The following is a 12,031-nucleotide window of genomic DNA, read 5'->3' on the forward strand; positions in this document are numbered from 1 at the left end:
CCTGGCCGAAAAAAATGTTGCGGCGACCGGCCGGCTGCTGGAAGAAGAGCTGGATTTTGAGTTAACTGATCGGTTAGATGATCGCTACCTGTATGAGACGAAAGGCCTTTTTGGCGCTGTAGTTGAAGTCATCGACCAGTTCGGTCCCCATGGCCGCCCCGGCAAAGGGACGGTGCATCATATCGCTTTCCGCGTAAAAGACGAGCAGGAGCAGCAGGCAATGCGCCGGCACCTGCTGAACAAGGGATACTATCTTACGGAAGTAAAAGACCGCGATTATTTCAAATCGGTATATTTTCACGAGCCGGGCGGGGTACTGTTTGAAATTGCCACGGATCCCCCGGGCTTTACCCGGGACGAAGAGCTTGATTCGCTCGGCAGCGTTTTGCAGCTGCCGGAGTGGCTCGAGGACCAGCGTCACCGGATCGAAGCAGAGCTGCCCCCGTTAACTAATTAATTGGTTTATTTTATTTGAACCCGCGGAATCCCCTGCCCTTGCACCACTCTTAACCTAAACACCCAAACAACTCATTATGTCCCTATTTCGAGTAGATCCGAATCACCCGTTTAGCGGTCCTCACCAGAACCAGTCCCCCGTCACCCGCGGCCGGGCCGTAGGGGAGACTGAAATAGCCATGATCCTCATACACGGCCGGGGCGCATCAGCGGAGAGCATGTTCGCCCTGGCGGAAGAATTTGACCGGTCTGACATCCACTACCGGGCTCTGAGGGCGCGGCGGCATACCTGGTATCCCCGGTCTTTTTTATCCCCCATATCAATGAATCAGCCGGGCATTTCGAGCGGACTGCAGGCCATCTACGACCAGGTGCGTGATCTCAATGAAGCAGGCATCTCAACCGGTCATATTGTCCTGCTGGGCTTTTCCCAGGGCGCCTGCCTGGCAACGGAGTTTGTCGCGCGACACCCGGAGCGATATGGCGGGGTAGTGGGACTCAGCGGGGGACTGATCGGCGATGAGATAGATCCGGGGAATTACAGCGGATCGCTGCAGCAGACCCCGGTCTTTTTGGGCTGCAGCGACCGGGATGCCCATATCCCCCAGGAACGGGTCGATATAACGGCGCAGGTTTTCCGGCAGCTGGAAGCGGACGTCACCAAGAAGATCTATAAGGGAATGGGACATACTGTAAATCAGGATGAGATAGATCATATCAACCGGCTGCTGTCGGCCATCGCTGTCGACTGACGAAACAAAACGAAACAATCCCTGACTTTTTCCATCCATACACACGGTTCAATCCTTGCAAACGCACTTTCAAGTATGCGGCATGAGGACAGTAAAAACGGTCCCGCTACGCCCTGTTTAAAAAGATCACAGGATATGGCAATCCCCCGCCCCCATCCCTATACCGGTCCCGGCAACGCATCCCATTTTGATGAGATCGAGATACCTCCCAAGAACAGCGGTGATTTTGGAAATTTTATCAAGCAGCTGCAAGCAACGATCATTTTATCATCAGAAAAATTTGCCATCATTCCGTTAATTATGGATTATAAAGAGAGCTTTTTCTTCCCGGCCGGTTTAATTTGTCCGTCTACGGCAGTTGGCTTGAGAGTCGGCCTGCACAGGACAGACGGAGAAGGGAGATAACGGAACAGACAACAAAGCCTTCTATAGAGATGATGGGAGTTTCTGATAATCTATCCAATTCAATAAACCAATTGATATTATGACACGACAAATAGTACTTCTGTTTTTGGCGGGATTACTTACGGGCTGCTCTTCACAGGAAACCATTGAAGCCGATAAAGTGATAGAAAACGTTCATGTGATCTCCATGAATGACGAAGAGGAAGGGGAAGGGGAAGGGGAAAAGGTCCGGCAAAACCGTACGGTCTTTATAGAAGGAGATCGTATTGTACGGATCGCTGAAAATGACCGGTATGCAGCAGATGGGGATGCCGATGTTATCGATGGCAACGGGGGATATCTGATACCCGGGCTTTCCGAGATGCACGCTCATATTCCATCGGGCGATAACGACCGGGCGTACATCGATGACGTACTGTTCCTCTACCTGGCCAACGGCATTACGACCATCCGGGGCATGCTCGGAGACCCGCTGCACCTGGAGCTGCGCCGGCAGGCGGAACAAAACGAACTGCTGAGTCCGCGTATTTACACCTCGGGACCCGGATTCAGCGGTGATTATGAGAGTCCCGACGAGGCCCGCCGGCAGGTGCGGGATCAGCACGAGGCCGGCTACGACTTTCTCAAAATATTCCCGGGCCTCAGCCTCGAAGAGTATAACGCCATGGCGGATGAAGCAAACACCGTGGGCATTGAATTCTCGGGGCATATTCCGGGTTCTGTCGGGCTGGAACGGGCGCTGGAAGCGGGACAGACGACGATCGATCACCTGGACAAATACGTTGAGGCCCTCGCTGCCGAGGCCGTCAATACGGACGAGGTTGAAAACCCGGGAGTCATTTTCTTTGGCATGCACCTGACGCCGGATGCCGACCGCGAACGCATTTCGGAAATAGCAGGGCGTACGGCTGAGGCGGGGACCTGGAATGTGCCCACACAGGCGCTCTCGGAGCATGTGATCGGGACCGACGATCCCGAAACGCTGGCCGAACGTCCCGAATTCCAGTATATGTCTCCCGAGACCGTCCGGCAGTGGATCGAAAGTAAACAATCCATTACGGGCAACGAGGCTTACAGCGAAGAGCTGGCCCGGGACTACCTGCAGCTTCGCCGGGAGATCATTAAAGGCCTTCACGAGGAAGGGGCGGGACTTCTGCTCGGCTCGGATGCGCCCCAGATCTTCAATGTGCCCGGTTTTTCCGTTCACCACGAACTGCGCTATATCGTGGATGCGGGACTGACGCCCTATGAAGCGCTCAGAACCGGTACCTACCATGCCGCCCGGTACCTGGACGACCTGCAAAACAGCGGGACCATCGAGGAGGGCAAGGTAGCCGATATGGTGTTACTGGAAGCCAATCCCCTGGAGGAGATCTCCAACTCCGATTCCATTGCAGGGGTGATATACCGGGGAAACTGGCTGTCCGGGGATGAGATTGAAGAGCGCCTGAACGCTATAGCGGAAAAACATCAGTAAGGTGCTGCTTTTAATCAACCTCCACATCCCAGATTCGCTTGCAGTAGTCGCGTATGGACCGGTCCGAAGAAAAATGTCCCATATTGGCCATATTGATAATAGCTTTGCGGCACCATTCGGATTTCTTTTTATAGACCTGCTCTACTTCGGCCTGTTTATCAACATACGCCCGGTAGTCGCCCAATACCATAAAATAATCGCCTTCATTCAGCAGGGCATTCGTGATGGGATGAAACAGGTTCGGATCTTCGGGACTGAAATAGCCCTCGTGAATCTGGTCGATCACCTGTTTAAGCTCCTCATCCGAGTCATAGATCCCTGTCGGCTCATATCCTTCCTGGCGCCGTCGCTCAATATCGTCCACCGTCATGCCAAAGATGAAGATATTTTCCGGTCTCACCTGCTCCCGGATCTCGATATTGGCCCCGTCCAGGGTCCCGATCGTCAGCGCGCCGTTCAGGGCAAATTTCATATTTCCGGTGCCCGAGGCTTCCATACCGGCCGTCGAAATCTGCTCGGAAAGGTCCGCAGCGGGAATCATCTTCTCGGCCAGCGACACGCTGTAGTCGGGCAGAAAGAGTACACGCAGCGTATCCGATACGTCTGGATCGTTATTCACGATCTCCGCCACGCTGTTGATAAGCTTGATATGTAACTTCGCCATGGTATAGCCGGGCGCGGCTTTGCCGGCAAAGAGCAGCGTGCGCGGTTCTATGTCCGCACTGGAGTTGTTCTTCAGGCGGTTATACAGGGTTATGGCATGCATGAGGGCCATCAGCTGACGCTTATACTCGTGAATACGCTTAATCTGGATATCGAAAATGGAGTGGGGGTCCAGACTGACGCCCCGGTCCTTTCTGATGTAGTCTGCCAGCCGCTTTTTATTGGCCAGCTTGATCTGCCGGACCGAATCCTGGAACTCCTCATCCTCCGCAAACTGCTCAATTTGCCGCAGCTGGTCCAGCTGCGTAACCCAGTCGTCACCGATGCGATCGGATATCAGGTCGGCCAGCGGCCGGTTGCACTGCCGCAGCCAGCGGCGCGGCGTTATGCCATTGGTGACATTGGTAAACTTTTCGGGAAACTGCCGGGCAAAATCCCTGAAGATCGTTTTTTTCATCAGGCTGCTGTGCAGCTCCGAGACGCCATTCACTTTCTTCGCTCCCACGATGCCCAGATTACCCATCCGCACACGGGCATTCATCTCGTTGCTGACGATGCGCATCCGGTCTTTCTTGTCCCCCTCACCCCCGCTTCCGGTAACCTCAATGGTATTCAGAAAGCGGCGATCGATCTCGCGGATGATCTGGGTATGACGGGGCAGCAGGTTGGACATCAGCGAGATGGGCCACTGCTCGAGCGCCTCCGGCATCAGCGTGTGGTTGGTATAATTGGTTGTTTGGGTAACAATATCCCAGGCCGGCTCCCATTTCAGCTCCTCTTCATCCATCAGCACACGCATCAGTTCGGGGATGGCCAGATTGGGATGCGTATCGTTGCACTGCACCGCCATTTGGCCTGGAATTTTGCGCAGGTCGTCGAACTGCTTCTTGAACCGCTGCATGGCATCCTGCAGGGAGGCCGAGACCAGGAAGTATTCCTGCTTCAGCCGCAGCTCCTGTCCCTTGAACACCTTGTCGTTGGGATAGAGCACGCGCGAGATATTCTCCTCAAGCAGGTTATTACGCACCGCATCGATATAATCGCCCTGGTTAAAACTCTTCAGATCAAAACCCTCGTCGGAGGTGGCTTTCCAGAGACGGAGGGTATTGACGACCTCGTTCCGGTAACCGGGGATGGGCGTATCGTATGCCAGGGCATTGACTTTGTGCGTGTTGACCCAGTCGAAATGCATGCGTCCCTCGCCATCCTTGCTGGCGTTCGTCTCGCCATAAAACTGCACCTTGTATTTTTTACGGGGACGCACGATACTCCACGGGTAACCGTATTCGAGCCACAGGTCGGGTTTTTCGATCTGCCAGCCGTCTTCAATATCCTGGTCGAATATGCCGTAGTCATACCGGATGCCGTAGCCGATAGCCGGTACGCCCAGGGTCGCCATCGAATCCAGGAAACAGGCCGCCAGGCGTCCCAGTCCCCCGTTACCCAGCCCCGCATCCACCTCGGTTTCGCGGAGCTCATCGTAATCCAGGCCGAGTCCCTCAATCGCATCGGCGGCCACATCCTGCAGTCCCAGGTTGATCAGCATATTGTCCAGCAGTCGCCCGATAAGGTACTCCATGGACAGGTAATAGACCCGCTTGGATTTCTGCTGGTAATAGCCCTGCTGGGTATCAATCCACCGGTCGTGCAGGCGATCCATCACGGTCATTACAACACTGTGGTAGTGATCCCACTCGGTGGAAACATATTGATCTTTGGCCAGGGTATACTGCAAATGCTGTTTGATGTCCTCGCGGAAGGCATCCACGTCCATGCCGGTGCGCGGATGGATGGTCTGTTGAGAATCGGTAGGCATAAAATCGCTGTGCTAATTGGGTGATCGGTTAAGGCGGTAGCGGAAAGTAATCATTAAAAGCGGACAATTAAAAATGAAAAGAACCTTATTCTTTACGGTAGATACCGTAGTCCGGGGTAAAATGGGGACGCGTGAGATTGCAGGGCAGGTCGAGTTCCAGGAACCCCTTATAAGCGCTGGTGGCCACAAAATCCTGCTCGAAAATACCATATACGGCCGAGCCGCTGCCCGTCATCGATGCATAGAGCGCGCCGAATTCGTACATCTGGTCCTTCAGGTTACCCGCCACGTGGATCCGCGGGAAGACCGCCTGCTCCAGGTCATTGACCAGCGTATAGCGCCACTCATCAATTCCGGTTTCAGTAAGCGTTTCCCCGAGGTCAAAATCGGGCTCGGGATTCGGCCTGCAGTTTTGGTAGGCCTCCGCGGTGCTGCTCGGCTCGTTAGGGAAGCAGGTGACAATCCAGTAGCCGGGCTGGATGTCAACAGGTTCGATATCGTGTCCCACCCCCCGGCCTATGCCCGTTTCGCCCTTGATAAAGAAGGGAATATCGGCCCCGAGGTTGCGGCTCAGGTCGATCAGCTCGTCATCGCTCAGCCCCATCTCTTCAATCTTGTTGAGCATGCGGAGCGTCAGTGCGGCGTTGCTGCTGCCGCCGCCCAGTCCGGCCCCGGCGGGAATATGCTTGTCAACCTTAATCAGGTAGTTGTGCTTCAACCCTACATAACGGTCAAGGGCGGCGACCGCCTTGTTGATCAGGTTGCCCTCGCCGGCAGGGATATCTTCATCGCTGAGCTCCAGCTTCATCTCCGGGGACTCCCTTACCTCGAAGCGGTCGCTCCATTCTACAAAACAAAAGCCGGTTTCAATCCGGTGGTAGCCCGTCGGCAGACGCTCCAGCACATGCAGGCCCAGGTTTATTTTCGCATATGATTCAGCTATCCACATGGCAAGTTTCGTTATTGGTTTTGATTATTTGCTGTTTGTCACTGGTTATATAGCATGACATAGGTTACACTTTTACCGACCGTTAGGGGGGGCGAAGCCCCGCCCCTGTCGCGAACCCCGGTGCCGGGCACTCCCTCGAGGGAAACGGGCCTGTCTTTCACAAGGGCAAAGAAAAGAATCGGTCGCCGAACAACCCGGAATCCTGAACGGTCAGCTGATATACTCGTCCTTGATACGCATCATGTAATCGAAGGCGGCATCGTGCTCGTTGGGAATTTCTCCATCCAGGATCGCTTCCCTGATCGCGTCTTTGATATCCCCGACCGCAGGTCCGGGCGCAATATCCAGGGCCTCCATAATTTCATCGCCGCCAATCGGATTTTTCCACTGCCTCATCCGGTCTTTTTTCTCGACCTCTTCGATCTTCTGCTCCACATAGTCGAAATTGCGGTTGTACTGCTTGACCTTGTAGTCATTTTTACTGGTGATATCGGCCCGGCACAGGGTCATCAGGTCGTCAATGTCGTCCCCGGCCTCGTAGATGAGGCGGCGGACGGCGCTGTCGGTGACCTCGTCCGAAACCAGGGCGATGGGACGCAGGTGCAGGCGTACCAGCTTCCGTACGTAGCGCATCCGCTCATCCAGCGGCAGTCCCAGTCTCCGGAAAATACGCTTCACCCACTGCGCGCCCAGCGCATCGTGTCCATGGAACGTCCAGCCGGTCCCCTTCACAAACTTCTGTGTGGCCGGCTTGGCAATATCGTGCATGATGGCCGCCCAGCGCAACCACAGGTCACCGCCCATCCCGGCCACATTGTCCAACACTTCCAGCGTATGCCAGAAATTATCTTTATGACGCACGCCCCGTACTTCCCTGACCCCGTGCAGTTTTACCATCTCGGGGAAAAAGTGATGCAGGAGTCCCGTTTTGAAAAGATGTTCAAACCCGATAGAAGGTTTCGGCGCCATCACTATTTTGTTGAGCTCCTCGACTATGCGTTCCTTGGAAATAATTTCGATGCGCTCGGCCATCTTTTCGATCGCGCGGTACGTCTCTTCCTCAATATCAAACTGGAGCTGCGTTGCAAAGCGAATGGCCCGCATCATGCGCAAGGGATCGTCATCGAAGGTGTTCGACGGGTCGACCGGAGTGCGAATCAAACGTTTTTTCAGATCCTGGATGCCCCCGAATGGATCCATCAGCTGACCGTAATTCTCCCTGTTGAGCGACCAGGAGAGGGCATTGATCGTAAAATCGCGCCGCAGCTGATCGTCCCGCAGTGAGCCATCTTCTACGATCGGCTTGCGGGAGTTGCGCCGATAGCTTTCCTTTCGGGCTCCCACAAATTCCAAATCCATATTATCGTAGCGGATGTGGGCGGTCCTGAACTGTTTAAACACTGACAGCCGGTCGGTTCCCAGCATATCAGCTACCTTTCGGGCCAGCTTGATGCCCGACCCAACGGTCACAAAATCGATATCCAGGTCCTCATCCTTTTTTGTGCGATCAAGGTAGAAGTCCCGCACATAGCCCCCGACCACATAGACCTGCTGTCCCACTGCCTCGCCGGCCCGGGTAATGACTTCAAATACGTTGTTGTGTTTTGGATGAATATCTTGCACGATTTCCATTTTTTTATGCCACGAACTCACAAAAACTCAACGACTGTTTCTGGAAAGACCAATCAGTATCGCTGTCAAGGTGCACTCAGTATCCGCCGGAATAAATTTGTTTATAGTGATTTTCCTGATCCGGACAAAAAGAAGCTCTTGCTCTTGCAATATCAATACCGTAAACCTTGACTATAATAGTACTATGAGTCCTTCCGTACCGTTCGAACATTCCCAAATTAGTCCCCCTGCCGGGAACGTACTGAGTCTGCTATAATATTTTTGTCTTAATCCATTGATTAGTGTTTGGGTGATTCCAGGCCATTTTAAAATAAGCGTAAAAATAAGAACAAATCCGCTTGCTTTCAGGAATTCTTTGAGGGATCTTTTAGCCCCGATTTATTAGCGAGTTATCCGGGACAGACGAATGACATAACCTATTTGATGTGAAATCATCCCCCGCAAAAACCGCCTTGCGCATCAGCCTGGTGGTATCCACCGTGTCACTGGGACTCAAACTCAGTGGGTTTTGGATCACCAGTTCCACCACGGCCATGTCGGATGCTGCAGAGTCGGTCATTCACCTGCTGGCGGTTTCGTTCGTATATTACGGGCTTTTGCTCAGCGCCAAACCAGCAGACGAGAAACATCTGTACGGGCATGAACGGGTGGAGTTCCTCTCCGTCGGCATCGAGGGAGCGGTCATTATCCTGGCCGGAATCACCATCATCTATCAGTCGATCGACAACTACCTGTTCGGACATGATCTGACTGAGCTAATGAGCGGCGTCTACCTGATTGGCGGCGCGGGCCTTATTAACTTGGTCCTCGGCAGCTACCTGGTAAAAACGGGCCGCCGCGAAAACAACATGATTGTCGTCAGCAACGGTAAACACACCCTGACTGACGTGTGGACCAGCGCCGGTGCGGTGGCGACGCTCCTGATCATCCGGTTCACCGATTTCATCCTGCTCGACTCGATCGTAGCGGGACTGCTGGCCTTCTATATTATGTACGAGGGATTCAAGCTCCTCCGGTATTCCGTAGACGGACTGATGGACTCGCGCAACCCCTGGATAGATCAAAAGGTTCGCAACATGCTTTCAAGAGAGTTGCCGGGATCCATGCAGAGCGTCCATAATTTGCGCCACCGTACCACGGGCAGTACCACCTGGGTGGAGCTCCATGCCGTTTTTAAAAAGGATATCAACCTGGAGACCGCGCACAACGACGCCACCGTCCTGGAAAAAAGACTGATCAACGCCGTCAAGGGGGATGTGATTGTTACCATTCACCTTGAGCCCGAGGGACACCACGAGGAAGTCCACGATACCCTGAAAGACGCCGACCAGGATCGTCCGCTCGAAGATTTTATATGATTGGAGAGACCGTTTCCAAACCCTCTCAGAGCAATAAGTAGAAGGTAGAAAGCAAAAGGTATTCTACTTAGTACTTCTGACTTTCTACTCCTCTATGCCCCTCACACGTCGATCCCGACCTTGGAATGGTCGCCGAGATGTACTTCCTGGGTGACATTCCGGAGCTCTGCATGCCGGCCGATCGTCGAATCTTCTATATTGCAATCATGCAGGGAAGCCTCTTCCTGGATCAGACTGTTCTTGACCGTGCATTTTTTGAGCTTGCTGCCGCGGGCAATACTGGCTTTGGGACCGACAATACAGTTTTCGAGCTTCACATCATCTCCAATATAGACCGGGGGAATAATCTTGGTATCCACGAACCGATCCGGGTCCACTTCCTCGTATTCCTTGTCGACAATGACGCCGGAGGTCTCCAGCCAGGCGGGCAGGGTACCGCAATCAAGCCATTCATCCACCGTGGCCTTTTTAAATACATTGTCCTTTTTCAGCAGGCGGTCGAGGGCGTCGGTCAGCTGAAACTCGCCTCCATGTCCCCGCACATTGTTTTCCAACAGATATTCGATCTCCCTTTTCAGCTTTTCGGCTTCCCTGAAATAGTAGACGCCGATAATGGCGAGATCGGAGATCGGCTCGCTGGGTTTTTCCACAAAGTCCGTGATCTTGCCATCCTCTTCTACCGCCACTCCAAAACGAGAGGGATCATCCACCTCCTTCAGCCAGATCACACTGTCGGCATTCTCAATGGAGACAGAACCCTCCATATCAAATATGGTGTCCGCAAACACGATAATGCATTCACCGTTCAGGTCTTCTTCCGCACAATACACCGCGTGGGCCGTTCCTTCTGCGGTTTCCTGCACGCGGAACGTAGCCTTCGCGTTCTGCCGGTCGCTCATTGCCTGCAGCGCGTCCTTGATTTCCTGCCCGAAATCGGGACCCAGGATAAATACTATTTCATCAATTCTGCGGTCCAGAGTGCGTGCAAACGTCTCTACGATGCGTTCAACGATCATTTTGCCCGCTACCGGTAACAACGGTTTGGGGACGGTGTGCGAGTGTGGCCGGACTCTCGTGCCCCGGCCTGCCATTGGGATTATTAATTTCATATATTTGAACGAATTTAGATGAAAGTTTATCTATTTGTTTATTGGCGATAATATAACAGAAGTTCCATACTTTAGCGACTTTGCATCTGAGCTAATCCTCACAAATATACAGGACACTATTGAACTGGTATTTAAACATCATTAACGGGCTGGTCCTTTTGTTCGTGACCGTCATGGTCCGCCATACGATCCTACGGGGACGCTATTTTCTGCACATATTCCAACAAAGCGGCTACAAGCCCGGTGAATTCTGGCAGTGGCTTATACAGCACTGGAACCAGCGGGTAATCACCCCCGAGCACGTGCTATACAATGTCGTCATTGCCATCCTTCTTTTCTTCCTGTCGACAACCATTACGGGCAGCGCGGCCATTATCATCCTGGCCCTCTTCGGGATATCCTGGTTCGGACCCTTTGACTACTACCGGGGAGAAAAAACCAAAAAGCCGCTGGTGTTCACCCCCCGGATGATTCGCCTTACCATCCCTTTTGTTCTCTTTGCGTCCATTTTACCGGCACTGACGTCCTACATCGCTTTTACCGGCCATATCCCCTTCATCGGGGCGCAACTCGATACGGATATTTTATACTCGGCGGATATCTATATCTTGTCGTTCGGATGGGTCCTGGGAAATGCCGTCGTCCCCTTCTTTATTTTTATAGCCGCCCTGATTACCAAACCGGTTGAAAACTATGTGCACCGCCATTTTATTAGCCTGGCAAAACAAAAGCTGGAGCGCATGCCCGATCTGACCGTTATAGCTATTACCGGCAGTTACGGGAAGACCAGCACCAAGTTTATGATTCGCGACCTGCTCGGCGAACGCTTTTCGGTCTGCGCTACGCCCGGCAGCTATAACACCCCGATGGGGATCTGCAAAGTAATCAACAACGATCTGGAGGCCCATCACCAGGTTTTAGTGCTCGAAATGGGCGCCCGCTACGAGGGCAACATCGATGAGCTCTGCGACATTGCCGAGCCGGATATCGCCGTCATCACGAATGTCGGTATTGCCCACCTGGAAACATTCGGCTCCCGGGAGGCCATAGCGCGGACCAAGTCCACCCTGGTAAGGCGGACCCGGCCCGGGGGAACGGCCGTCCTTAATGCCGACGACGAGCGGGTCGCTGCCATGGCCGGTCAACGCGACGACCTGCGTATTATTTACGCGGGAATCCACCGCGGGGCGATCAGAGCTTCCGACATTCAGTATGACCAGGAGGGCATGCGGTTTACAGCGACGGTGGATGACGAATCCGAAACCTTTTCAACCAAGCTGCTGGGCGTCCACAACGTCCGGAACATGCTGCTGGCGATCGGCGTAGCGCGGTCTCTCGGGATGCGCCTGACCACGATGGCGATGGCCGCCGCCCGCATGGAGCCGGTAGAGCACCGGCTGGAGCTGAAACAGCA

The 12,031-nt window shown here is 53.7% G+C and carries 10 protein-coding genes; 6 read left to right on the plus strand and 4 right to left on the minus strand.

Annotation, left to right across the window (positions count from 1 at the left end; genetic code table 11):
* From ACESLU_RS06385 to ACESLU_RS06400, 4 genes are all read left to right on the plus strand, one after another.
* On the plus strand, positions 1-457 hold a 457-nt coding region (locus ACESLU_RS06385; protein ID WP_372636742.1), incomplete at its 5' end, for a VOC family protein.
* A gap of 76 nt (positions 458-533) precedes the next feature.
* Positions 534-1,208, plus strand: a complete 675-nt coding sequence (locus ACESLU_RS06390) for an alpha/beta hydrolase (RefSeq protein WP_372636744.1) — start codon at positions 534-536, stop codon at positions 1,206-1,208.
* A 135-nt stretch (positions 1,209-1,343) separates the two neighbouring features.
* Positions 1,344-1,613 carry a hypothetical protein gene (locus tag ACESLU_RS06395; protein ID WP_372636747.1) on the plus strand — a complete coding sequence of 90 codons (270 nt, stop codon included), beginning with the start codon at positions 1,344-1,346 and terminating at the stop codon, positions 1,611-1,613.
* A gap of 79 nt (positions 1,614-1,692) precedes the next feature.
* Positions 1,693-3,090: an amidohydrolase family protein gene (locus tag ACESLU_RS06400; protein ID WP_372636749.1), complete on the plus strand. Its 1,398-nt coding sequence runs from the start codon at positions 1,693-1,695 to the stop codon at positions 3,088-3,090.
* A gap of 10 nt (positions 3,091-3,100) precedes the next feature.
* Here ACESLU_RS06400 and ACESLU_RS06405 read toward each other — a convergent pair whose 3' ends face one another.
* From ACESLU_RS06405 to ACESLU_RS06415, 3 genes are all read right to left on the minus strand, one after another.
* Positions 3,101-5,569, minus strand: coding sequence for a glycogen/starch/alpha-glucan phosphorylase (locus ACESLU_RS06405; RefSeq protein WP_372636752.1), 2,469 nt, complete (start codon positions 5,567-5,569; stop codon positions 3,101-3,103).
* An 85-nt stretch (positions 5,570-5,654) separates the two neighbouring features.
* Positions 5,655-6,518, minus strand: a complete 864-nt coding sequence (gene ispE / locus ACESLU_RS06410; RefSeq protein ID WP_372636755.1) for a 4-(cytidine 5'-diphospho)-2-C-methyl-D-erythritol kinase — start codon at positions 6,516-6,518, stop codon at positions 5,655-5,657.
* A gap of 210 nt (positions 6,519-6,728) precedes the next feature.
* A complete protein-coding gene (locus ACESLU_RS06415; RefSeq protein WP_372636766.1) occupies positions 6,729-8,150 on the minus strand; it encodes a CCA tRNA nucleotidyltransferase in 1,422 nt (473 codons plus the stop codon).
* 425 nt (positions 8,151-8,575) lie between these two features.
* Here ACESLU_RS06415 and ACESLU_RS06420 point away from each other — a divergent pair, with 425 nt between their 5' ends.
* Positions 8,576-9,508 (plus strand): cation diffusion facilitator family transporter, encoded by a 933-nt coding sequence (locus tag ACESLU_RS06420; protein ID WP_372636758.1) that lies wholly within the window; start codon positions 8,576-8,578, stop codon positions 9,506-9,508.
* 101 nt (positions 9,509-9,609) lie between these two features.
* Here the strand turns inward: ACESLU_RS06420 and ACESLU_RS06425 are convergent, their stop codons facing one another.
* The gene (locus tag ACESLU_RS06425) at positions 9,610-10,617 is read right to left on the minus strand and encodes a sugar phosphate nucleotidyltransferase (RefSeq protein WP_372636761.1); all 1,008 of its coding nucleotides are present in this window, start codon (positions 10,615-10,617) and stop codon (positions 9,610-9,612) included.
* A 119-nt stretch (positions 10,618-10,736) separates the two neighbouring features.
* Between ACESLU_RS06425 and ACESLU_RS06430 the strand changes: the two genes are divergently transcribed.
* Positions 10,737-12,031, plus strand: a 1,295-nt coding sequence (locus tag ACESLU_RS06430; RefSeq protein ID WP_372636763.1) for a Mur ligase family protein, incomplete at its 3' end; no start/stop codon positions are given.

The organism is Fodinibius sp. (assembly GCF_041642155.1).
Lineage (GTDB): Bacteria > Bacteroidota > Rhodothermia > Balneolales > Balneolaceae > Fodinibius.

Excerpts from the sequence above, each read along its gene's own strand:
- ACESLU_RS06390 (WP_372636744.1), top strand. The coding sequence starts at position 534 with ATGTCCCTATTTCGAGTAGATCCGAATCACCCGTTTAGCGGTCCTCAC.
- ACESLU_RS06395 (WP_372636747.1), top strand. The coding sequence starts at position 1,344 with ATGGCAATCCCCCGCCCCCATCCCTATACCGGTCCCGGCAACGCATCC.
- ACESLU_RS06400 (WP_372636749.1), top strand. The coding sequence starts at position 1,693 with ATGACACGACAAATAGTACTTCTGTTTTTGGCGGGATTACTTACGGGC.
- ACESLU_RS06405 (WP_372636752.1), bottom strand. The coding sequence starts at position 5,569 with ATGCCTACCGATTCTCAACAGACCATCCATCCGCGCACCGGCATGGAC.
- ispE (WP_372636755.1), bottom strand. The coding sequence starts at position 6,518 with ATGTGGATAGCTGAATCATATGCGAAAATAAACCTGGGCCTGCATGTG.
- ACESLU_RS06415 (WP_372636766.1), bottom strand. The coding sequence starts at position 8,150 with ATGGAAATCGTGCAAGATATTCATCCAAAACACAACAACGTATTTGAA.
- ACESLU_RS06425 (WP_372636761.1), bottom strand. The coding sequence starts at position 10,617 with ATGAAATTAATAATCCCAATGGCAGGCCGGGGCACGAGAGTCCGGCCA.